Origin of the sequence: Arthrobacter sp. HMSC08H08 (assembly GCF_001807575.1) — a bacterium.
GTDB lineage: Bacteria > Actinomycetota > Actinomycetes > Actinomycetales > Micrococcaceae > Pseudoglutamicibacter > Pseudoglutamicibacter albus.
Window position 1 is genome coordinate 129,780 of the sequence record NZ_KV789402.1, and the last position, 20,498, is coordinate 150,277.

A 20,498-nucleotide genomic window follows, 5' to 3' on the forward strand; every position below is an offset into this window, starting at 1 on the left:
ACGTCGAGTCTGACAGCACCATAAGTATCCCCTTTGAGTCTTGGGTTCGCTATGACGTAGTCTGCACTTCGGCGTGTCGTAGATTTGTGAGAGTATTCGTGCTAAACACTATATGTTGTGCCCGCAATGTGGGCCAGGACTAGATGTAGGGGTGGGATTGCTGAGGTGCAAATGCTGAGAGGAGAACATGCTGATGAGTGAACGCAGGGAAGGCCGAACACGAAGCGTCGCGGAGGTGCGAGTGCTCGAGGGGCAAGATTCACCTGACCTGGTGTTTTTCTCGAGCGTTTCGGAGAACACCCTCCGCTTCGTCGAGAAGCTCGAGCGCCCGGCGGTGCGGATCCCACTCCGACCGCGCACAGAGGGAATGATCCGAGTGACCAGGCCCTACGTGCTCGTGGTTCCGACCTACGGCGGCGGAGCGCAGGCCGGGGCGGTGCCGCGGCAGGTGATTACGTTCCTGAACGATCCTGCAAACCGCGCGCTGATCCGCGGCGTGATTACCGCGGGGAACACCAACTTCGGTGAGCACTACTGCATCGCAGGACCGATCATCTCAGCCAAGTGCAAAGTTCCTGAGCTGTACCGCTTTGAACTTCTTGGCACCAACCGCGACGTTGCTCGAGTCAAGGCTGGTTTAGACGAATTTTGGGCACGACAGAACACATTAGAAGCAGAAGCAAATGAGGAGGACGTCGCATGACGATCGCCACACCATCAGAAACAACCACCCCCAACACTGCACGGGTTGGCGGGGTCGGCGAGCGGAAGGACTACCACGCGCTCAACGCCCAGCTGAACCTGTTTGCGGCGGACGGGTCGATCCAGTTTGACAAGGATCACGAAGCGGCGGAGGCCTACCTGAACCAGCAGGTCATCCCGAACACGAAGCAGTTCGCTTCGGTGTGGGAACGCCTGGAGTGGCTGATCGAAAACGAGTACTACGAAGCCGAATACCTGCGCGCCTACGACAAGGACTTCGTCGAGCGCCTCCACGAACAGGCCGACGCTTTCGGGCACAAGTTCCAGACCTTCCTCGGTGCGTTTAAGTTCTTCACCTCCTACGCGCTGAAAACCTTCGACGGCAGCCTCTTCCTCGAAAACTTCGAGCAGCGAGTTGTTGCCACGGCGCTGTTCCTCGGTCAGGGTGACGAGGAACTGGCTTCGAAGACGGTCACCGAGATCCTCTCGGGCCGTTTCCAGCCGGCAACTCCGACGTTCTTGAACGCGGGTAAGAAACAGCGCGGCGAGCTCGTGTCGTGCTTCCTGCTGCGCGTTGAAGACAATCTCGAATCGATTGGCCGCAGCGTTAACTCTGCGCTGCAGCTGTCCAAGCGCGGCGGCGGTGTGGCGCTGCTGCTGTCAAACCTCCGCGAGGCGGGTGCCCCGATTAAGCAGGTCGAGAACCAGGCTTCCGGTGTTGTTCCCGTGATGAAGATCCTCGAAGACAGCTTCAGCTACGCGAACCAGCTCGGCGCTCGCCAGGGCGCAGGCGCTGCGTACCTGCACGCGCACCACCCCGACATTATGCGGTTCCTCGACACGAAGCGTGAAAACGCTGACGAGAAGATCCGCATTAAGACCCTGTCGGTTGGGGTTGTGATTCCGGACGTGACCTTCGAACTGGCTAAGCAGAACAAAGATATGCACCTGTTTAGCCCCTACGATGTGCTTCGCGAAACCGGTATTCCGCTTTCGGATCAGTCAATCACCGAGCGCTACGACGAGTTCGTCGCGAACCCGCGGATCCGCAAGACCACGATCAGCGCGCGCGAGTTCTTCAAGACCCTCGCTGAGCTGCAGTTCGAGTCGGGCTACCCGTACGTGCTGTTCGAAGACACTGTGAACCGTGCGAACCCGCTCGAGGGGCACATCAACATGTCGAACCTGTGCTCGGAGATTCTGCAGGTGAACACCGCCTCTGAGTACGACGCCGCAATCGGGTACGAGACGATCGGTCACGACATTTCGTGCAACCTCGGCTCGCTGAACATTGCGCAGGCAATGGCCAGCCCGGACTTCGGCGCAACCGTTGAGATTGCGGTGCGGGCGCTGACGAGTGTGTCGGATCAGACCGACATTCAGGCGGTGCCGTCAATTGCCGAGGGTAACCGTGCGTCACACGCCATCGGCCTCGGCCAGATGAACCTGCATGGCTACCTCGCTTCGCAGCGCATCCACTACGGCAGCGAAGAGGGAATTGACTTCACCGACGCGTACTTCCGCACGGTGACCTACCACGCGCTGCGCGCTTCGAACCAGCTGGCGATTGACCGCGGTGCGACCTTCGCGGGCTTCGAGAAGAGCGACTACGCTGACGGCAGCTACTTCGACCGTTACACGGCCGAGGAGTGGGTGCCAGAAACCGCGCGGGTGCGTGAGCTCTTCGCCGAGGCTGGAGTTGCGCTGCCGACGGTTGCGGACTGGGAACAGCTGCGCGAGTCGATCCGCGAACACGGTATCTACAACGCGTACCTGCAGGCGGTGCCACCGACCGGGTCGATTAGCTACGTGAACAACTCGACGGCTTCGATCCACCCGATCGCCTCGAAGATTGAGATTCGTAAAGAGGGCAAGCTCGGCCGCGTGTACTACCCGGCTCCGCACATGACAAACGACAACCTCGAGTTCTTCGAAGACGCCTACGAAATCGGCGCCGAGAAGATCATCGACACCTACGCTGCTGCGACCAAGCACGTGGATCAGGGTCTGTCGCTCACGCTGTTCTTTAAAGACGAGGCGACCACTCGCGACATCAACCGCGCGCAGATCTACGCGTGGCGCAAGGGCATCAAGACGCTGTACTACATCCGCCTGCGCCAGCCCGCGCTCGAGGGAACCGAGATCGAAGGCTGCGTTTCCTGCGCGCTGTAGTCGCGTTCGCGCCCGCGTGTGCGCCCGTGCTGCGCGCGCGGGCGCACCGCGCGCCGTCCGCGCACTCCGCGCACTGACCACCAGACACCATTAGTGAAAGAGCTTTATTGAACTATGACTGATCCGTTGAACACCGACCGCCCGCTGCAAGAGATCTCGGTCACCCCGCCGTCGTACCGCCACGACCCGACAGCCCGGCTGCGCCCCATTAACTGGAACCGCGTCACCGACGACAAAGACCTCGAGGTGTGGAACCGTCTGACCGCGAACTTCTGGCTGCCAGAGAAGGTGCCGCTGTCAAACGACATCCCCGCGTGGCAGAAAATGACCCAGGAAGAGCGCACCCTCACGATGCGCGTCTTCACCGGTCTGACCATGCTCGACACCGTGCAGGCAACTGTCGGTGAGATCGTGCAGATCCAAGACTCCCGCACCGAACACGAAGAGGCCGTCTACACCAACATTGCGTTCATGCAGTCGGTGCACGCCCGCTCGTACTCCTCGGTGTTCTCAACGCTGACGAGCACCCCGGAAATCGACGACGCCTACCGCTGGGCAGTTGCCAACGATCTGCTGCAGGAACGCTGCAAGAAGGTGCTGCACCACTACTACGGCGATGATCCGCTCAAGCGTAAAGTGTCTTCGACGCTGCTGTCGTCGCTGCTGCTGTACGCAGGGTTCTACCTGCCGCTGCACTTCTCGGTGCACGCGACGCTGACGAACACCGCAGACATGATCCGCCTGATTCTGCGTGACAAGGCAGTGCATGGTTACTACTCGGGTTACAAGTACCAGCGCGGACTCGAGACGCAGAGCAAAGAGCGTCAGGAAGAGATGCGCAAGTTCACCTTCGACCTGCTGGAAGAGCTCTACGAGCTTGAGCTGCAGTACTCGGGTGAGCTGTACGAGCCGCTCGGCCTGATGGACGACGTTGCCGTGTTCGTGCGTTACAACGCGAACAAGGCGCTGATGAACCTCGGTTACCCGTCGCGGTTTACCGCTGAAGAGACCGAAGTGAACCCTGAGATTCTCGCGGCGCTGTCACCTGGCAGCAACGAAAACCACGACTTCTTCAGTGGATCAGGATCGAGCTACATCATCGGTAAGGGCGAAGACACCACCGACGACGACTGGGACTTCTAGGCTCAAGGGCTTAACGGCTCGAGGGCTCAGCGGCTCGATTCGGGCCGCACCGTCCGGATAGCGCACCGCGGGTTGGACGCTGGCACACGCCGGCAACCTTCCCGCGGTGCGCTGTTTTGTGCCCGAGCCAGCGCGATTCTTGTCGACTAAGATCGACAAAACCTCCGCAAAGTAGCAGCTTGTCGACTATACTCGACAAAACAGGGAGGTTTGTGGTGGACAGAATCATTGAACGCCCGAGATACTTTTCGCGGATCCAGCCCTTTATCGACAAACCCCTCGTGAAGGTGCTCACCGGTGTGCGTCGCTGCGGCAAATCTACGATTCTGCAGCAGCTGCAAGAAGTGATTCGCGCGGGCAGCGCTGATCCACAAGTGTTTGCGATGAATTTTGAGTCCGCTGACGGGCTTCACATCACAGACGCAGCGGCGCTGCTACGGCGCATCGAAGCCGAAAACCTCAACAAAAACACCCGCGCGTATTTCTTCTTTGACGAAATTCAGCAGGTCGCCGACTGGGAGAAAGCCATCAACGCGATCCGCGTCGACTATGACGCAGATATCTATGTCACCGGGTCGAATTCGCGCATGCTTTCCGGTGATCTCGCCACACATCTTGCCGGTCGCTACGTTGAGTTCTTGATCCAACCGTTTTCGTTTGCGGAATTTGTCGAGCTGCACCGCCAAAGCGACCGCACACTGAGCGAACACTTCCAGCACTTTGTGCAGTTCGGCGGTTTCCCGGCGTTGAAATACTTCAACCTCGACCGGGAACCCTCGCTCGACTACCTTGACTCGGTGTACAACTCGGTTGTGCTCAAAGACGTGATTGAGTATCACCAGATCCGCGACGTCGACATTTTTCACCGCATCGTCGGTTACTGCTTCGCAAATATTGGAAAAACCTTCTCGGCGCAGTCACTGGTGCGTTTTTTCAAAAGCGAGGGGCGCACCGTTTCGGTTGATACCGTGTTGAACTACCTTGAGTTTTGCGTGAACGCTTTCTTGATTTATCGGGTTCCGCGCTTTGACATTGCGGGGAAGGCGAGGCTTCGGGCAACTGAGAAGTACTATGCGGTGGATCACGGTTTTCGTGAAACGCTCGGCCTTTCGAACCAGGCCGACATTGAGCTGACCCTCGAAAACATCGTGTGCGTGGAGCTGCTTGCGCGCGGGTACGAGGTAAGTGTCGGAAGAGCCGGCGCGCGCGAGATTGACTTCATCGCCCGCAAAGGTTCCGACACCGAGTACTTCCAGGTGAGTTACCTGCTCGGCAGCCAAAACACCGTCGACCGCGAGTTCGGTGCCCTTCGCGGGGTTACCGACAACTTCCCGAAAACCGTGCTGAGCATGGACCAGTTCGACATGAGCCGCGACGGGATCCAACACAAAAACATTATCGAGTGGCTTGTCGAGCCCTCACCGTTGCACAGCTAGGTGTCATCGCCTAGCCTGAATACCAACATGACCGGTACCGCTACCCATTTTGGTGGGAGCCCAGGGCCGGTCTTTGTTTTTCTCGATCTAGCCGTCATGCTCCTGTTGGGGTTATAGGTCAGAATGTGTGGCAAAAATCCCGGTTTTCCCCTGTGTTTACGCGGCAGAATCGGGTTTCATCTTTTACCCACAAAACTTGTTACCTGGACAAAATGTGTGGCATAAATAGCGTTCGTTGCCCGTGTTTACGCGCATTACCCGTGTTTAAGGTTTCATTTTTGCCAGTCTGGCTGAATGAACGTTCCTCACTGCCCTTTTTGTCGTCGTCGTTTGCATCGTGGCGGTCACACCAGTTCTGGTAAAACCCGTTGGCGTTGCCGGGTTTGTGGCATTTCTCAAGTGCAACAAATCGACAAGCGTACGCACCAGTTCAAACAATTCATGAAATGGCTGCTGGGTCGTACTTTGATGCGGGATATGCCTGGCGGAGGACGTACCTTCCGTCGTCACACTGCCTGGTGTTGGGACTTGTGGCCGGTGTTCCCAACCGTTGATGAAGTTCACCCTGTGGTGTTTATCGATGGTATTTACCTGGGGCGTCAAGCTGTTGTTTTGATTGCGTCTGCACCTCAGCACGTCCTCGGCTGGTATCTCGCTAAGACTGAGCACTCCGGGGCGTACCAGGGGCTGATGAAGCGGATCGCGGCTCCTTATATGGTCGTGTCTGACGGCGGGACTGGTTTCGCGAAAGCTTTACGTACTCAGTGGCCTGACACGAAACATCAACGCTGTTTGGTGCATGCTTCAAGACGGGTCACCCAGTTCACTACACAACGACCCAAAACAGCCGCTGGCCGGGACTTGCTTGTGATTGCGCGCGCTTTGACTATTGCGCGCGTGCATTTAGTAACACCGTGGTGAGTATCGGGTAACGCGATGGTGAGTATCGAGTAACACTGCTGTTTTCGGGGGAAACTCTTTGGTGACCGCGTGACTTCAGGGCACGCGGCATTGCCAAAGGAGTCCGATTGTGACTGACTACAGGGCGGTGATGGACCTCGTGCTCAAAGGCTGGTCCGTTCGCCAGATCACAGCGACGATGGGATGCTCGCATTCCACGGTGCAAAAAGTTCGTAAAGTGCTGCAAGCAGAGCAGATCACGACCACGGCCCAGATTGCTGGGCTTAATGATGAAGCCGTAGCTGTGCTGTTTCATGACGGAAGATCCACAGGTCAGGGTGTGTTCGTCCCGATCGATTTCGATTCCGTGGTGAAAGCACGGACCGGAAGACATAAGACCACGCTGCAGGTCCTGTGGGGCAAGTACACCTCAACGCCAGCGCTGCCCGGGCAGCGGTACTACAGCTACGAGCGGTTTCGCCAGCTTGTCGCACAGCATGTTGATGCCACCGGGGTAACCGCCCGGATCGTGCACGCACCAGCTCACACAATGCAGGTGGACTGGGCAGGAACGAAGATGCGCCTGTTCGACCCCACCGGGGGCCGTCCAAGCAAGCTCAGTGTGTTTGTCGCTTCGCTACCGTATTCCGGGATGCTGTTTGCTTGTGCGTGTAGCAATGAACGCCAACAAGCGTGGCTGGACGCGCATATGCAGGCGTTTGAGTACTTCGGCGGGGTGGCAGAGGTCATCGTCCCGGACAACGCCTCGACGGCATCGAACGCGATAAGCGCTGCCGATCGCAATCGTCGTGTCAACACCACGTACGAGGAGTTTCTGGAGCACTACAACACCGCTGCGCTGCCAGCGCGGGCAAGACGGCCGAAAGACAAGGCCAATGTTGAGGCAGCGGTCAAGATTGTGACCCAAAAGGTCATCCATGCCCTTGACGACCACCAGTGCGTCAGCCTTGATGAGCTCAACAGTCGCATACTCAAACGAGTTGACGCGATTAATGCGCACACCCCGTTTCGCGGCAACACCATCAGTCGGCGGCAGCTGTTTGAAGACTTTGAGGCTGATTTGCTCACTGACCTTCCCAAACAGCGGTGGCAGCGCACGGAATGGAAGCGGGCCAAAGTCGCTCCCGACTTCCATATCGTCGTCGGCAGCGTGCATTACTCCGTGCCCTACACACTTGTCGGCCGCACTGTTGATGTACGTATCACCGGCAACACGCTTACGGTTTTCGATGCCGGCGAGCGACAAGCAGTACATACGCTTGCGCACCAACGCGGCACCTTCGTCACCGACACCGACCATATCCCGCCGCAGATGGCCAACACCCATGGGCTTTGGACCTGTGAATACTTCCTACGCGAAGCTGCCAGGGTAGGGCCGCACACCCGCCGGGTCATCGCTGAGCTTATGGATGCGCGCCCAATCAAAGCACAAGCGTTCTTCTCATGCCGCAACGTGCTTTCCATGGGAAAACACGACAACAAGCCCATCTTGGAAGAAGCTTGCCGGCGGCTCGTCGACCTTGAAGGCCGACGTCAGGCAGTGTCCTACACCGCCGTGAAAAACATGATGGCAGCCGTACGCAAAGAAGACACGGTACGCACCACCACACAGCCTGACCCCAACGCGCGAGATGCCGCTGCCACCTCCACCAACACTGCAGCAGCACCTATCCCGCGTGATACGCGCGGTGCGTACCTCGGCGGCGCGGAGCAGTTCAGCATCGAAAACCTCACGAAGAAAGGAAACAACTAACCCATGGATGCGCCACAACCAGCATCAACAACCGCACGATTCTTAGACGAATCAGTACTGCCCATCTTCACACAACTACGGATGACCGCCTTCGGCCGCACAGTCATCGACATTGCCGCGGACCAAGCATTCGACCAGTGGAGCTTCTCAGACAAAATCCTCTACGCACTCGATAAAGAAGTCGCAGCCAGGCACGAAAGACGAGTCAACAAACTGCTCAAAACATCACGATCGCCAAACCCCGATGCTTGTGTTGAAGACATCGTTTACACGCCCAGCCGCAACATCAACAAAGAGCAAATCACCCGACTTGCTCAATGCCAATGGTGCCAGGATTCGAAAAACGTCGTCATCCTGGGCAAATCCTCCGTTGGCAAGACCTACCTCGCCCAAGCACTGCTCAATGCAGCGTGCCGAAAGGATTACTCCGCCAAGTTCTTCCGCACCGACTCGTTGGCCAACCAACTCGCCGTGCTGCATCACTCGGATCCTGAGCGCGTGAAGTTCCTCGAAGCCATTCACAACACCGATGTCCTCGTACTCGATGACTTTCTCACCACCCCGATCAATGAAGCCACCGCGCACCAACTGTTGACCATCATTGCGGAACGAGAAAACCGAGGAGCGACCATCGTGACATCCCAGTTCGCCCCCATCGAATGGTGCAAGTCCATCCCCGACGCTGTCATCGCTGAGTCGATCCTCAACCGGCTCGCCGTCGGCGCCGAGATCATCACACTAGAAGGAGACAACATGCGCCTAACCCACTAACCCCGCCCAACCCCCAAACGCCCGGGCGTTACTCGATCCTCACCATGGCGTTACTAAATCGGTGGTCTGAACATTCTGGGCGGTGGGGAGCACGCCGAGGATTACGGCCATGAAGATGCCGGCGGAGTCGAGCTGGAATACGACGGCGGCGAGGAACCACGCGATCAGCGGGTGCACGATGAGTTTGAAGGTGAGCACGAGCATGACGTCGATCCGGCGGCCGCTGCCGTGCTGGAGCGGCTTGGAACCTACGAGGGAGATTCCGAACGCCATGAGCATCGCCGGGACCGCGGCGCCACCGAGGATTTCGATGGGGTTCATCACGGTTTCTGGGATGCTCACCCCGGTGGTGGCTACGAGCACACCGGCCAGCGATGCGAGGGTCATCGGGTTGGTCGCGACACCTTTGAGGGCGCCCAGCACGCCGGAGCCGACGCGTTGGGTCTGAACATCGAGGAGCATGAGTGAGAGCGGCTGCAGGATCGCGAGCTGGAACAGCAGGACGGGGACGGAGTAGGTTGCGTCTCCGAGCACGAAGATCGCGATGGGGATGCCGAGGTTATTGGCGTTGACTTGGCCGGCGGACAGCGCGCCCACGGTGAGTTCAGCTGACCTGCGTTTGAGGGCGAACCGCGCGATGAGCACGTAGAGGGTCATGACGGTGAAGGCGCTGATTGCGGCGATGAACACTTGCGGCCCGAAGATCACGGAGATGTCGGCTCGGGCGATGGTGTGGAACAGGAGGGCGGGGCTTGCGACGAGGAACGTGAGACGGTTGAGGACGTAACGGCCTTCGGGCCCGAAGATGTTGAGCCGCCCGGCAATGTAGCCGACCAGGATCACAACCCAGATGGCCGTGAAGCCAGACAGTACGCCCAGCATGGCCGAAAGGTTGCCCATCAACGTCTCCTTCCACAGGCAAACAAGCAGGCGGGTAGGTTCAGTGTTCAGCCTCAGTTGAGGCCTCATCTAAACCTACCCGCCTGCTTCCGGCAAGGTGTGCGTCGGCTACGTTTGCGTCGCCTCCGCTTGCTGAGCTGAGACCTTCTTGGCGGCACGGATTTCATCTATGGCGCCGGTGTGGACGTCATCTGGCATCTTGTAGAGAGCAACCGTGAGGGCACCTGCGAGCGCGATGCCGCCCCAGATGGCGCCCAGGGCCCAGAGTCCGCCGGATGGGCTCCAGTGGACGAGCGCGGTAGCGATCATCGGGGTCAGGCCAGCGCCGAGTGCTGAGGCGAGCTGATATCCGAGGGATGCGCCCGTGTAGCGGATAGATGGTGGGAAGAGCTCTGCGACGTAGGCGGCGATTGGGCCGTACACGAGGCCTTGGATGATGCCGTTTCCGACGATAGCTGCGAACACATACTTGCCCATTTCGCCGGAACCGACCAACTGCGCGAGGGGTAGCGCTGCGACGGCGGCAAGGCCGCAAGCAGCGGCGAGCATGCGTCGGCGACCTACGTAATCGGCAAGACGGGCGGCTGCGAAGGTTACGAAAAGAGTGAGGATTGCAGCCAGCGCTTTCCAGTTCAGGACCGTCGTGCGGTCATTGCCTGCCTCAACAGCCACGGAAACGCCCCACACCGTGGTGATGGCCTGGGTTACGTAGACCGTGATCGCCGCGACGAGCGATACGATGACTGGCTTCTTGTAGTTCTTGATGACTTCGGCCAGTGGAGCCTTCTTCTTGTGGGCTTCTTTATCCATCTTCTGGAATGCCGGGGTTTCAGCGACCTTGAGTCGGATGTAGAGCCCCACCGCGATCAGCACGCCGGAGATCAGGAACGGGATGCGCCAGCCCCACACGATGAAGTCATCGCCGGTTAGAACGCTCATGAGGGACATCGTCAATGTCGCGAGAACCGCGCCGGCAGGTCCACCGGCATTCGCGAAGGAAGCGGCGAAGACGCGTCTGTTGGCGGGAGCATGTTCAATAGCCATGAGAGCTGCGCCGGCCCATTCGCCGCCGACCGCGATGCCCTGGATGATGCGAAGGACTAGAAGCGAGATCGGTGCGATCACACCGATCTGCGCGGTCGATGGCATCAGGCCGATCAGGACGGTCACGACGCCCATGATGATCATGGTGGTCACGAGGGCTGTTTTGCGGCCGATCCGGTCACCGAAGTGGCCGAAGATGATGCCGCCGAGCGGGCGGGTCAGATAGCCGACGGCGAGTGTCGTGAAGGATGCGAAGAGGCTTAGACCGGGCCCGAGGTCGGCGAAGTAGAGGTGCGCGAACACGATGGAGGAGGCCGTCGCGTAGAGCATGAAGTCGTAGAACTCGATCATCGAGCCGATGAAGCTCGATGCGAGGATCGCCTTCATGTCTTTGGTGCGCAGGCTGGTTTGTGTGCCGTCACTCGCTGTTTGAGAGGTACCGGGATTCTGAGCAGTGGAATTCGTAGGCATGGGAAACCTCTAATTCGATACGGTGCGGGTGATTTCGATGATGTCGAGGTCATCAGGAATGAGGAATGCGTCGCCCATCTGTGACTTTCCGTAGGCCCAGATGTTGGGATCACTGTTTCCGGGGACGATGTGGTGGAGCGCAAGCCGCTTAGCGCCGGCTTCTTGCGCGATGCGGACGGTCCCTTCCACGGAGGTGTGGGACTTGTAGTGGTGTTGGCGGCTGGCTTGTGCTTTGGGCCTGTCATCGTGTGCGTAGAGTTCTTCAACCCAAGTGAAGTCGATCGCTTCGTGCAGTAGGAGGTCGGTCCCCTTAGCGAGGCGCACCATGTTGGGTGTTTCGGTGGTGTCGCCGCTGATGGTCACGGATCCATACTTCGAATCGAAGCGGAAAGCGAATGCCGGCGCTATGGGTGGGTGTTCCACGAGGATCGCAGAGACCGTGACTTTCTCGTTTTTGAAGATGACGAACGGTTCCATGTCCGGGGTCGGGTTGTCGTTGGGGTGGTATCCGGTTTCTTCGGGGATCTTGATGTCGTGGGCCTTGAAGAGATCGGTTGGAGGAGTTCGTAGGGAATCCAAGACGCGGTCGTTGAGGTCGGTCGCGTATGCGGCGAAGAGCGAGTCCAGCATGTCCTCGATGCCCGGCGTCGGGTTGTCGGGTGCGACCGGCTGTGGCGGGGTTGTGGCGAGAGGGGACACGGGAGGAAGGGCGCCGCGGTCGCCAGGGCCGTAGAGGGGGAGAGGAGCGGCCCGATCGGTGTCGAATGCGTACAGTCCGAACACAAGCAGCCCTGGGAGATCCACGGTGTGGTCGGAGTGCATGTGGGTCATGAAGAAGCCTGCGAGCTGGCTGTAATCGAGCCCGGACTGCCGGATGCGGCGACCGGTTCCGCTGCCGGCGTCGACGAGGTAGAAGCGGTCGTCCACGACGACCGCGGTTGAGATTCCATACCGGTCGCGGACGTTGTTTTTCCAATAGCGGGGGCCGCCGGCGGTTCCGAGGGTGATGACTCGCATGCCGGGGTTATCGAGGCTAGCTGGGTTGACGTTCTCGTCGCAGCGCGGCAGGCCGGTATCTGGGTTGATATGTAGGGAACGCACTGTGTCTCCTCAAACGAATGTGTTCTATGTCACATGAGTGCCTTCAAGTCTCCGCTCGGCCGAGAAGTATTTCAAACTAATTATTTTTTGATTCGATATAGCTAGGATCTATACATGGATGGATTGCGTGTCACGATAAGGCAACTTGAGTATTTCTTGGCGGTGATTGATCACGGTTCGATGAGCGCTGCGGCCGAGGTTTGCCACGTAACGCAAGCTAACGTTTCGAGCGCTATTACGGCGCTAGAGAAAGATATCGGGACGCAGCTCATTCTTCGCGGCAAGGGACAGAGGTCAGTCCCCACGCCGGCGGGGGAGCGATATGCGCAGCGCGTGCGGAGGGTGCTGGCTGATATGGCCGAGGCGCATCAGGAGGCACGGTCTGCCGGTGGGAAGCTCCGCGGACCCTTGAAGGTCGGCGGAATGCAGTCCACTATCGTCCTTTATTTTCCCGATATTGCCGCCCATTTCGTGCAAAAGCATCCCGAGGTTGAGCTGAGTTTTGCTGAGACAGGCCCACGGGGTTTGGAGGACGCGGTAGCTCAGGGAAAACTGGATGCCGCTCTCGTGCTGGGGCAACAACGTACCCGGACGGACTTAGAAGTTGACGTCGTGGGGCACGTCCGGCTCAAAGCGGTTTTGCCCGAGGGTCATCCGCTGGCTGCCCAAGAACAGGTCTCCATCAAGGAACTAGCAATGCATACAGTGATTGCGTTGGAGCCGCCGGAGAACCAACGCCCTTTCTTTCAGAAAGCTCGAAATCTTGGCGTTGAGATTTCGCCGAAATGGCGCTTCGCATCCTGGGAAGCGATCCGTTCTTTTGTTCATCGAGGGCTTGGTGTTGCCGTCAGTAATATTGCGCCATCCGAGGCTCTCGCGGCGGGCCATAGTGATGGCGTACCGACACAACAGCGAGTGCGCGACGGGTTGGTGTATCGGCCGTTGAAGGAAGAGGTCTTCCAGAACACGATTGATGTGGTTTATAGGAAGACCCAGTTCCCGCAAGAGAAGGTTACGGAGCTGATTCGGATAGCCAAAAAGATCGGATCTGAGAAGTTCTAGCTCTCCTGTCCGCCCCCACGGAACCCCGCCTGCGGTGTCACACCGCACGCCCAAAACACAGGGAGCGTGCCGTCAGGAATCTCCACGAGCGGCCCCGACATCCGGCCCGCAGGCTCACACTCAATGCTCGTGCGGTACATAGGCACGTTGCAGACCTGCTCGATGTGCTGCGCAAGTTCTTGGGCGCCACGTAGGCAGAAAGACTCCATCGGCGCGAGAGAAAGTCACTCCGTCGCAGCGCGTCCGCACGCGGCGAATGCATGAGAAGAAGCACGGTAAACGGCCGGATAACTACTTTGGCGAGTCTCTCTTCAAGGTCGGTTGCGGTGAAGGTTTAACGTGGGCATGCCTTGCAGCGCAGGCTGGCGACCCTGAGCTGCTGGCCGCTTGTCCGCGCTACCACCCGTGGTGGGCCTGGTGAATGGTCGACGTGCCGAGGCCGCAGGAGTTCGTGGTGTCGAACCTGGTGCTACGGAATCGGGAGGCGTTCATAGAGGAAGTCTCTGAGGACCCCTTTCAACGCACATTAACCATTTAAGTCCGACGTTGCTTCTCTTATTAGGTTAGCCTAACCTTATGTTACTCTTTCCGAAGTACAGCGAACTGCTGGACTCGGAGGCACCCACCGAAACTCTCCGCACACAACAAAGGACCGACGTGAAGAAAATCTTTAAAACCCTGACGGCCGCGGTGGCCAGCGGTGCTATTGCATTCACTATGACAGCCTGCGGAAGCAACGAGGCGAGTAGCGAAAACAACACCAGTAGCGTCAGCGCCTCGGATTCCACCACGCAGTTCCCTATAACCATCAAACACCGGTTCGGGGAGACCCCTATCAAAGAGGCTCCGCAGCGAATTGCGTGTGTCGGCTGGGCGAACCAAGAAGTCCCACTTGCTCTGGGACAGGTACCCGTTGGTATGACCAAGGCCACCTACGGCGACGATGACGACAATGGCATCCTTCCATGGGTTGAAGACAAGCTGAAGGAACTCGGCGCAGACTCCGGCGACAAGAAGCCGGTGCTCTTCGATGAAACCGACGGCATTCCGTTTGAACAAGTCGCAGAAACAAAGCCCGACATTATTCTTGCCACTTACTCCGGAATCTCGAAGGAGGACTACGAAACACTCTCCAAGATTGCACCCGTCATTGCCTACCCAGACATGGCATGGGGCACATCATTGGAAGACATGGTTCTGATTAGCTCCAAGGCGATCGGTAAGGCCGATGAAGGCAAGAAGTTGTCTGAGAACCTGGATGCCACTATCGCCGACGCGCTTGAGAAATACCCGAACCTCAAGGGTAAGAAGGCACTCTTTACCACCCCCGGCAACGGCTCAGACCCATCCAAGCTTAGCTTCTACTCCACAGAAGATCCTCGTATGGGATTCCTCATGGACCACGGTCTTGCAGCGCCGAAGATCGTCGAGGAAAAGTCCAAGACTGCCGACAATTTCTGGGTAGAAGTCTCTACTGAGAACCCGGAGCAATTCGATGATGTCGATCTCATCATCTCCTACTCCTCGGGCGATAAAGCCAAGGAGGAAAAGAAGGTCAAGGATATGCAGGCAGATCCACTGCTTTCCAAGATTCCAGCGGTGAAGAACGGCAACATTGCCTTCCTTGAAGATGGCCCACTAGGAGCCTCCGCGAACCCCTCACCGCTCGCTATCCCTTGGGGCATCGACCGTTACTTCGGAGCGCTTAACGAAGGGTTGAAGAAGTAACAGTGCCAACCTCAGTCCACGCTGTTTCAGCAAAGTCCGTTCCCCGGCCTTCGATTACCACCAAGTCAGCTGTATTCGGTTTTTTACTGATACTTGGACTGATATCGGTGGTCGTCTCGGTGATGTTCGGCGTACGCAGTATTACGTTAACCGAGGCGCTTTCCGCCTTAGGTGGATCTACCGACACCGCGGGAGAGGCAGCAGCATGGACACGCATCCCGCGCACAGTGCTAGCACTGTGCGCGGGTGCAGCGCTCGCCACCTCGGGCGTAGCATTTCAAGCTGTCACTCGAAACCCACTCGCAGACCCCGGAATATTCGGCGTTCTGGCCGGCGCTTCATTAGCAGTTGTTATCGGTATCACCTTCTTCAACATCACTCGCACGATGCCGACAATGCTGATTGCATCAATCGGTGCATTCGCGGCTGCAGTGTTTGTCTACTGCGTGGGATCAATCGGCCACGGCGGAGCCACTCCACTCAAACTAGCTCTTGCCGGAGCTGCCACGGCCGCCGCCCTATCCAGCTTGACCAGTGCCATTCTGTTGCCACGAGCCGATGTCATGGACGCGTTCCGCAACTGGCAAATCGGCTCCGTCAGCGGTGCGCAGTGGGAATCACTGAAGATCGCCTTTCCTTTGCTTGGTCTCGGATTCGTCATCGTCTTTTTAAACAGCAGCGGGCTCAACGCGCTCTCTCTTGGCGATGATGTCGCCACCGGCCTCGGCATCAACTTAACCCGTACGCGAGTCCTGACAACACTCGGCGCGGTGCTGCTCTGCGCAACCACCACTGCCGTCACTGGCCCGATTGCTTTCGTCGGTCTCATCGTCCCCCACGTTCTACGGATGGTCCTTGGGACCGACCACCGCGTTCTCATCCCAGCAAGCGCCATGACAGGAGCATTATTACTCACGCTTGCTGACACCGTTGGGCGCCTCGTCGGTGACCAATCCGAAATCGCAGTCGGCATCATCATGCCTCTCATCGGAGCCCCACTGTTTATTTGGATCGTGCGACGGACAAGGATGCGGGACCTATGACACACCTCGTTCCCGACATGCGCCCGCGGAACAGGGTCAGCGAACTAGCGAACTCTATCCAAGAACAACGTGGCAGAGCCCGAATTCGCTTTACGCTCACATTAGTGGTTCTTGCAACGCTTACGGCCGCGCTGTGGATGCTGAGCCTCATGTTTGGAGATTCCTTCTATACCCTTGCCGACGTCATCAGCGTCATCAAGGGTGACACTGTTCCCGGTGCATCCTTCGCAGTGGGCGAACTACGTCTACCACGCGCCACGATTGCAATTGTCGCCGGCTTTGCATTTGGCGTATCAGGAATCATCTTCCAAACGATGCTCCGAAACCAGTTAGCTTCACCGGACATTATCGGTATTTCCGCTGGTGCGGCCGCTGCCGGTTCGACCATGATTGTGCTATTTCATGCCTCTCAGGCGGCCGTGTCAACGGTGGCGCTAATGGTGTCGTTAGGCGTGGCTGCGCTGACCTACCTGCTGGCGTTGAAATCGGGGTTTACTGGCACCCGCCTGATTCTGACGGGAATTGGCATTGCCGCGATGTTGCAGGCGTGGACCACCTACGTACTGTCGAAGGCTTCCGCGTGGGACCTGCCGACGGCAACACGCTGGTTGACTGGATCGTTGAATAACATGTCCTGGGAGCGCGGATTTCCGCTAGTTATTACGGTTCTAGCCGTGACGCCGTTGCTATTGATTGGCGCGCATAAGCTATCAATCTTGGAGCTTGGAGACGACGTTGCCACCTCACTCGGACTGCGCGTGAACTTGCTTCGTGGGGCTCTAGTTGTCGGAGCCGTCATGCTCATCGCAGTGGCGACATCCGCAACCGGACCAATCTCATTTGTCGCATTCATGGCAGGCCCCATCGCGATTCGGATCTTCAGGCCCGGCGCGAACCTCATAGTGCCATCAGGATTGGTCGGAGCCCTCTTAGTACTTGCCGCGGACTTAGCCGGTCAATACCTCTTCGGTACGCGTTACCCCGTCGGCGTTATTACCGGTGCATTCGGGGCCCCCTTTTTGATCTATCTGCTCGTCAGAGCATCTCGATAGCTCTACTTTGTTCATCACATTGCATGAACACCGTTTCATTCCCGGCGTATTGATGGCTGCAACCATCCCTGTCAGCATCACCTAAAAATCAAGGAGTCACTCACCGTGGCCGCACAACTGAATGCTCAGTCTCTTGCTTCTGGATATGGGGAAAAACCCATCGTGAAAGACCTGACTTTGTCATTCGAGACAGGAAAGATTACTTCGATTGTCGGGCCAAATGGTTGTGGCAAGTCAACGTTTCTACGGACGCTAGCTCGATTGATTCGACCATCAGCTGGAGTCGTTGAGCTGGATGGCAAGGAGCTAAGTTCCTATTCCTCCCGGGAATTGGCAAAGCGGCTCGGGCTGCTTCCACAGACGCCCATCGCTCCTGACGGCATCACTGTCGCAGACTTAGTCGGCCGTGGTCGAACCCCGTACCAGGGAATTCTGGGTCGCTGGAGTTCAGCCGACTACGACATCGTCGCCGAAGCTATGGAAGCTACCCGAGTCTCAGACCTCGCTGGGCGGTGCCTCGAAGAGCTATCCGGTGGCCAGCGTCAGCGTGTATGGATCGCAATGGCACTCGCGCAACAAACCGATGTGCTGCTTCTCGACGAACCCACAACCTACCTAGATCTAAAACACCAATTAGAAGTCCTCGATTTACTAACTGATCTCAATCATCGTCATGGCACCACCATCATCATGGTGCTGCACGACCTCAACCTGGCTGCCCGGTATTCGGATGTTCTCGTCGCCATGCGCGACGGCCGACTGCATTCCGCAGGCGCGCCTGTCGACGTGCTCACACAAGAGCTAACCAGAGAAGCGTTCGACCTCGAATCGCGGATTATTACCGATCCGGTCTCAGGGCTACCCACGGTTACGCCCATTGGGCGACATCACTCAAAACTAGCTCAGTAGACGTAAACAACTCATCAGATTAAGGATTCCTATGGGATACCAGCCACACCGCGTTCGCGTTGCCCGCACCCGACAGATTTCCCCACACTTTCAGCGCTTAACACTTCACGGCGTGGAGAATGTCGGGCCAAAGGACACGATTCGAGACGTCCGTATCAAAGTCCTTATCCCAACCAAGGGTCAGCTTCCAGACCTGCCTGAGGAGAACTGGCTCACTGCATGGAAAGACCTTGACCCCCAAACTCGCGGTCATATCCGCACGTATTCAATCCGCGCTTTTCGACGCGACTTGTCAAACAACACTCCTGATGAACTCGACATCGATTTCGTGTTGCACCCCCATGCCGCTGGACCAGCGTCTGTTTGGGCTACAAAGGCACAGGTCGGTGACGAGCTGCTCATCATCGCACCGACACGAGACGATGAGTCCGGCCACGGCATCGAATTCGCCCCTGGAACTAGTAGCCGCATCGTGATGCTTGGAGACGAAACTGCCTTGCCGGCAATTGCCAAGACTCTGGAGGAATGGCCTGAGGGAGTACAGGGAGACGTGTTTGTTGAGATTCCATGTACAAGCGATGCTCAGCAACTAGAAGTACCGCCTGGAGTCTCAGTACAGTGGCTGGCGCGAGCGGAAGATGAGCGCGACTCTTCGGGCGAGCAGCTGTACTCCAGTCTGGTGAAGATTGTCGACAATGCGCTAAGCCAGGCCCCGCGAGAATCGCCGTCAAACGTTCTCGAAAGGAATGCATCGCCAACCACCACACCGGCAGGCGAAAATGACGCCAGCGTTCTGGTGTGGGAGACCCCAAGCTTTTCGCAGTCCGGTGAAGATATTTCCTATGGCAGAAGCGAAGACCAGGCCAACACAGAGCCCCTAGATCCGACGCTAGCCGGGACCTACTTCTGGATTGCAGGTGAGTCTTCCGTGGTGGTTCGGATGCGGAGGCTACTGGTGAAGGAATGCCAAGTTCCGAGAAATCAGGTGTCATTCATGGGGTATTGGAAGCGGGGCTACGCCGCGAAAGGATAACTATTAGACCTGTTGGGTTGCCAGCTAACAGAGGCTGAGAGTGGTTGGAGCCCAAGCTGTTCTCATGCTACTTATGTAATGACCCCGCCAATCCGTCATGCGTTGTGGAACTCAGGAGCATATAACGGTGTCAAACATAAGCCTGCGGTGTCCAAGGGGCACGTTGTGCAGTTTTATCCACGGTACGTTGAGAACGTATGAGCCATTGGATGAATGAGACGAAACTGGAGATCGAAACTTTTGTCCTCAGAGGGACAGGGGTTATGTTTCCTGCCTCGGATGGACTCCTGCCTACTACGGGTCCCCGCCCACTAGGGAACTTGCAGGTCTGTGTTCTTGAGGTCGGTGATGAGCATGTGCCCGGGCCCGTGACCGATCGCGAACTCGGGTTTCGACGCCATGACCGCCGCTTGTGGGGTTACGCCGCACGCCCAGAACACCGGAACCGTGCCGTCAGGAATGTCTACTGCGTCCCCGAAATCGGGTGCCGCAAGGTCCTCGATACCGATAGCTTCCGGATGCCCCACGTGCACTGGCGCGCCGTGCACGCCGGGGTAGCGGGAGCTGATCCGCACCGCATCAGCCACCCGGTCCGCAGGGATAGGTCGCATCGAAACCACGAGCGGCCCCGACATCCGGCCTGCAGGTTCGCACGCGATGTTCGTGCGGTACATCGGCACGTTGCGGCCCTGCGCGATGTGCTGCACCGGGATTCCCGCCTCCAGCAGCGGCGCCTCGAACGTGAAAGAACACCCGATGATGAACGTCACGAGGTCATCGCGCCAATAATCCAGCACATCCGAAGGAGTGTCCACGAGCTCGCCATCCCGGTACACGGTGTAGGAGGGTGCGTCGGTCCGGATGTCGCCGCCGGCCAGCAACGGCCCCGAGGTGGCGCCGGCCTCCAGGACGCCGAGCACGGGGCACGGTTTCGGGTTGCGTTGCGCGAACAGCAAAACATCGAACGCCAGATCCTGCGGCACGATAAGCAGGTTGGCTTGCGCCCAACCGTCGCTGAAGCCCGCGGTAGGCCGTCGCAAGCCTGCGCGGAAGCGCGCGCGAGCTTCCGCCGGGCTCAAGCGTGCCACATCGTCGCCGGCTCCGTTGTGTGGGTCAGCGCTGTTCACCGCCGTGGGGTTCATCTGTTCTCCTTCGTCCGCCTGCTTATTCCTCCGCTTAGTACAAGCGTAGGGCCTGATGCTCTCACGCATCAGGCCCTAGCTATTTAGGGTTAAGGGTCAAAATGTGTGTCTGGTT

General features: G+C 58.1%; 17 protein-coding genes and 1 pseudogene. 13 read left to right on the forward strand and 5 right to left on the reverse strand.

Annotated elements, in window-relative coordinates; genetic code table 11:
• The first annotated feature begins 187 nt into the window (after positions 1–187).
• The 7 genes from nrdI to HMPREF3175_RS08030 all read left to right on the forward strand — a co-directional run bounded on the left by nrdI (position 188) and on the right by HMPREF3175_RS08030 (position 8,898).
• Complete coding sequence (gene nrdI / locus HMPREF3175_RS08000; RefSeq protein ID WP_019174207.1) at positions 188–703, forward strand: class Ib ribonucleoside-diphosphate reductase assembly flavoprotein NrdI; 516 nt, start codon at positions 188–190, stop codon at positions 701–703.
• Complete coding sequence (gene nrdE, locus HMPREF3175_RS08005; RefSeq protein ID WP_016664110.1) at positions 700–2,874, forward strand: class 1b ribonucleoside-diphosphate reductase subunit alpha; 2,175 nt, start codon at positions 700–702, stop codon at positions 2,872–2,874. The genes nrdI and nrdE overlap by 4 nt, the downstream gene beginning before the upstream one ends.
• A gap of 114 nt (positions 2,875–2,988) precedes the next feature.
• The gene (nrdF, locus tag HMPREF3175_RS08010) at positions 2,989–4,017 is read left to right on the forward strand and encodes a class 1b ribonucleoside-diphosphate reductase subunit beta (protein ID WP_082784698.1); all 1,029 of its coding nucleotides are present in this window, start codon (positions 2,989–2,991) and stop codon (positions 4,015–4,017) included.
• Positions 4,018–4,232: 215 nt separating this feature from the next.
• A complete protein-coding gene (locus HMPREF3175_RS08015) occupies positions 4,233–5,453 on the forward strand; it encodes an ATP-binding protein (RefSeq protein ID WP_070491710.1) in 1,221 nt (406 codons plus the stop codon).
• Positions 5,454–5,747: 294 nt separating this feature from the next.
• Positions 5,748–6,374 carry a transposase gene (locus tag HMPREF3175_RS08020; protein WP_141742505.1) on the forward strand — a complete coding sequence of 209 codons (627 nt, stop codon included), beginning with the start codon at positions 5,748–5,750 and terminating at the stop codon, positions 6,372–6,374.
• 109 nt (positions 6,375–6,483) lie between these two features.
• Complete coding sequence (gene istA / locus HMPREF3175_RS08025) at positions 6,484–8,127, forward strand: IS21 family transposase (protein WP_052048583.1); 1,644 nt, start codon at positions 6,484–6,486, stop codon at positions 8,125–8,127.
• A 3-nt stretch (positions 8,128–8,130) separates the two neighbouring features.
• A complete protein-coding gene (locus HMPREF3175_RS08030) occupies positions 8,131–8,898 on the forward strand; it encodes an ATP-binding protein (protein WP_070491714.1) in 768 nt (255 codons plus the stop codon).
• Positions 8,899–8,937: 39 nt separating this feature from the next.
• On the opposite strand, the gene HMPREF3175_RS08035 is transcribed toward HMPREF3175_RS08030, so the two are convergent.
• The 3 genes from HMPREF3175_RS08035 to HMPREF3175_RS08045 form a co-directional block, all read right to left on the reverse strand.
• Complete coding sequence (locus tag HMPREF3175_RS08035) at positions 8,938–9,798, reverse strand: AEC family transporter (protein ID WP_070491715.1); 861 nt, start codon at positions 9,796–9,798, stop codon at positions 8,938–8,940.
• 108 nt (positions 9,799–9,906) lie between these two features.
• Positions 9,907–11,313, reverse strand: coding sequence for an MFS transporter (locus tag HMPREF3175_RS08040; protein ID WP_070491717.1), 1,407 nt, complete (start codon positions 11,311–11,313; stop codon positions 9,907–9,909).
• A 9-nt stretch (positions 11,314–11,322) separates the two neighbouring features.
• Positions 11,323–12,414 (reverse strand): MBL fold metallo-hydrolase, encoded by a 1,092-nt coding sequence (locus tag HMPREF3175_RS08045; protein WP_256276341.1) that lies wholly within the window; start codon positions 12,412–12,414, stop codon positions 11,323–11,325.
• A gap of 114 nt (positions 12,415–12,528) precedes the next feature.
• Between HMPREF3175_RS08045 and HMPREF3175_RS08050 the strand changes: the two genes are divergently transcribed.
• Positions 12,529–13,476: a LysR family transcriptional regulator gene (locus tag HMPREF3175_RS08050; protein WP_070491719.1), complete on the forward strand. Its 948-nt coding sequence runs from the start codon at positions 12,529–12,531 to the stop codon at positions 13,474–13,476.
• A gap of 26 nt (positions 13,477–13,502) precedes the next feature.
• On the opposite strand, the pseudogene HMPREF3175_RS08055 reads toward HMPREF3175_RS08050, so the two are convergent.
• Positions 13,503–13,643, reverse strand: a pseudogene (locus HMPREF3175_RS08055) (D-glutamate cyclase family protein); the annotation flags it as partial.
• A gap of 490 nt (positions 13,644–14,133) precedes the next feature.
• Here HMPREF3175_RS08055 and HMPREF3175_RS08060 point away from each other — a divergent pair.
• The 5 genes from HMPREF3175_RS08060 to HMPREF3175_RS08080 all read left to right on the forward strand — a co-directional run bounded on the left by HMPREF3175_RS08060 (position 14,134) and on the right by HMPREF3175_RS08080 (position 19,241).
• Positions 14,134–15,204, forward strand: a complete 1,071-nt coding sequence (locus HMPREF3175_RS08060; RefSeq protein ID WP_070491723.1) for an iron-siderophore ABC transporter substrate-binding protein — start codon at positions 14,134–14,136, stop codon at positions 15,202–15,204.
• 2 nt (positions 15,205–15,206) lie between these two features.
• Positions 15,207–16,247, forward strand: a complete 1,041-nt coding sequence (locus HMPREF3175_RS08065; protein WP_083285423.1) for a FecCD family ABC transporter permease — start codon at positions 15,207–15,209, stop codon at positions 16,245–16,247.
• On the forward strand, positions 16,244–17,299 hold the full coding sequence (locus tag HMPREF3175_RS08070; RefSeq protein WP_070491725.1) for a FecCD family ABC transporter permease: 1,056 nt from the start codon (positions 16,244–16,246) through the stop codon (positions 17,297–17,299). Before HMPREF3175_RS08065 ends, HMPREF3175_RS08070 begins: the two co-directional genes overlap by 4 nt.
• 105 nt (positions 17,300–17,404) lie before the next feature.
• Complete coding sequence (locus HMPREF3175_RS08075) at positions 17,405–18,208, forward strand: ABC transporter ATP-binding protein (protein WP_070491727.1); 804 nt, start codon at positions 17,405–17,407, stop codon at positions 18,206–18,208.
• 31 nt (positions 18,209–18,239) lie between these two features.
• Positions 18,240–19,241, forward strand: a complete 1,002-nt coding sequence (locus HMPREF3175_RS08080; protein ID WP_070491729.1) for a siderophore-interacting protein — start codon at positions 18,240–18,242, stop codon at positions 19,239–19,241.
• 311 nt (positions 19,242–19,552) lie between these two features.
• On the opposite strand, the gene HMPREF3175_RS08085 is transcribed toward HMPREF3175_RS08080, so the two are convergent.
• Complete coding sequence (locus HMPREF3175_RS08085; protein ID WP_070491731.1) at positions 19,553–20,383, reverse strand: putative hydro-lyase; 831 nt, start codon at positions 20,381–20,383, stop codon at positions 19,553–19,555.
• Positions 20,384–20,498: the final 115 nt, after the last annotated feature.

Bases quoted from the DNA above. Each gene is read 5' to 3' on its own strand.
- nrdI (WP_019174207.1), top strand. From the start codon at position 188: ATGCTGATGAGTGAACGCAGGGAAGGCCGAACACGAAGCGTCGCGGAG.
- nrdE (WP_016664110.1), top strand. From the start codon at position 700: ATGACGATCGCCACACCATCAGAAACAACCACCCCCAACACTGCACGG.
- nrdF (WP_082784698.1), top strand. From the start codon at position 2,989: ATGACTGATCCGTTGAACACCGACCGCCCGCTGCAAGAGATCTCGGTC.
- HMPREF3175_RS08020 (WP_141742505.1), top strand. From the start codon at position 5,748: ATGAACGTTCCTCACTGCCCTTTTTGTCGTCGTCGTTTGCATCGTGGC.
- HMPREF3175_RS08030 (WP_070491714.1), top strand. From the start codon at position 8,131: ATGGATGCGCCACAACCAGCATCAACAACCGCACGATTCTTAGACGAA.
- HMPREF3175_RS08035 (WP_070491715.1), bottom strand. From the start codon at position 9,798: ATGGGCAACCTTTCGGCCATGCTGGGCGTACTGTCTGGCTTCACGGCC.
- HMPREF3175_RS08040 (WP_070491717.1), bottom strand. From the start codon at position 11,313: ATGCCTACGAATTCCACTGCTCAGAATCCCGGTACCTCTCAAACAGCG.
- HMPREF3175_RS08050 (WP_070491719.1), top strand. From the start codon at position 12,529: ATGGATGGATTGCGTGTCACGATAAGGCAACTTGAGTATTTCTTGGCG.
- HMPREF3175_RS08070 (WP_070491725.1), top strand. From the start codon at position 16,244: ATGACACACCTCGTTCCCGACATGCGCCCGCGGAACAGGGTCAGCGAA.
- HMPREF3175_RS08080 (WP_070491729.1), top strand. From the start codon at position 18,240: ATGGGATACCAGCCACACCGCGTTCGCGTTGCCCGCACCCGACAGATT.
- HMPREF3175_RS08085 (WP_070491731.1), bottom strand. From the start codon at position 20,383: ATGAACCCCACGGCGGTGAACAGCGCTGACCCACACAACGGAGCCGGC.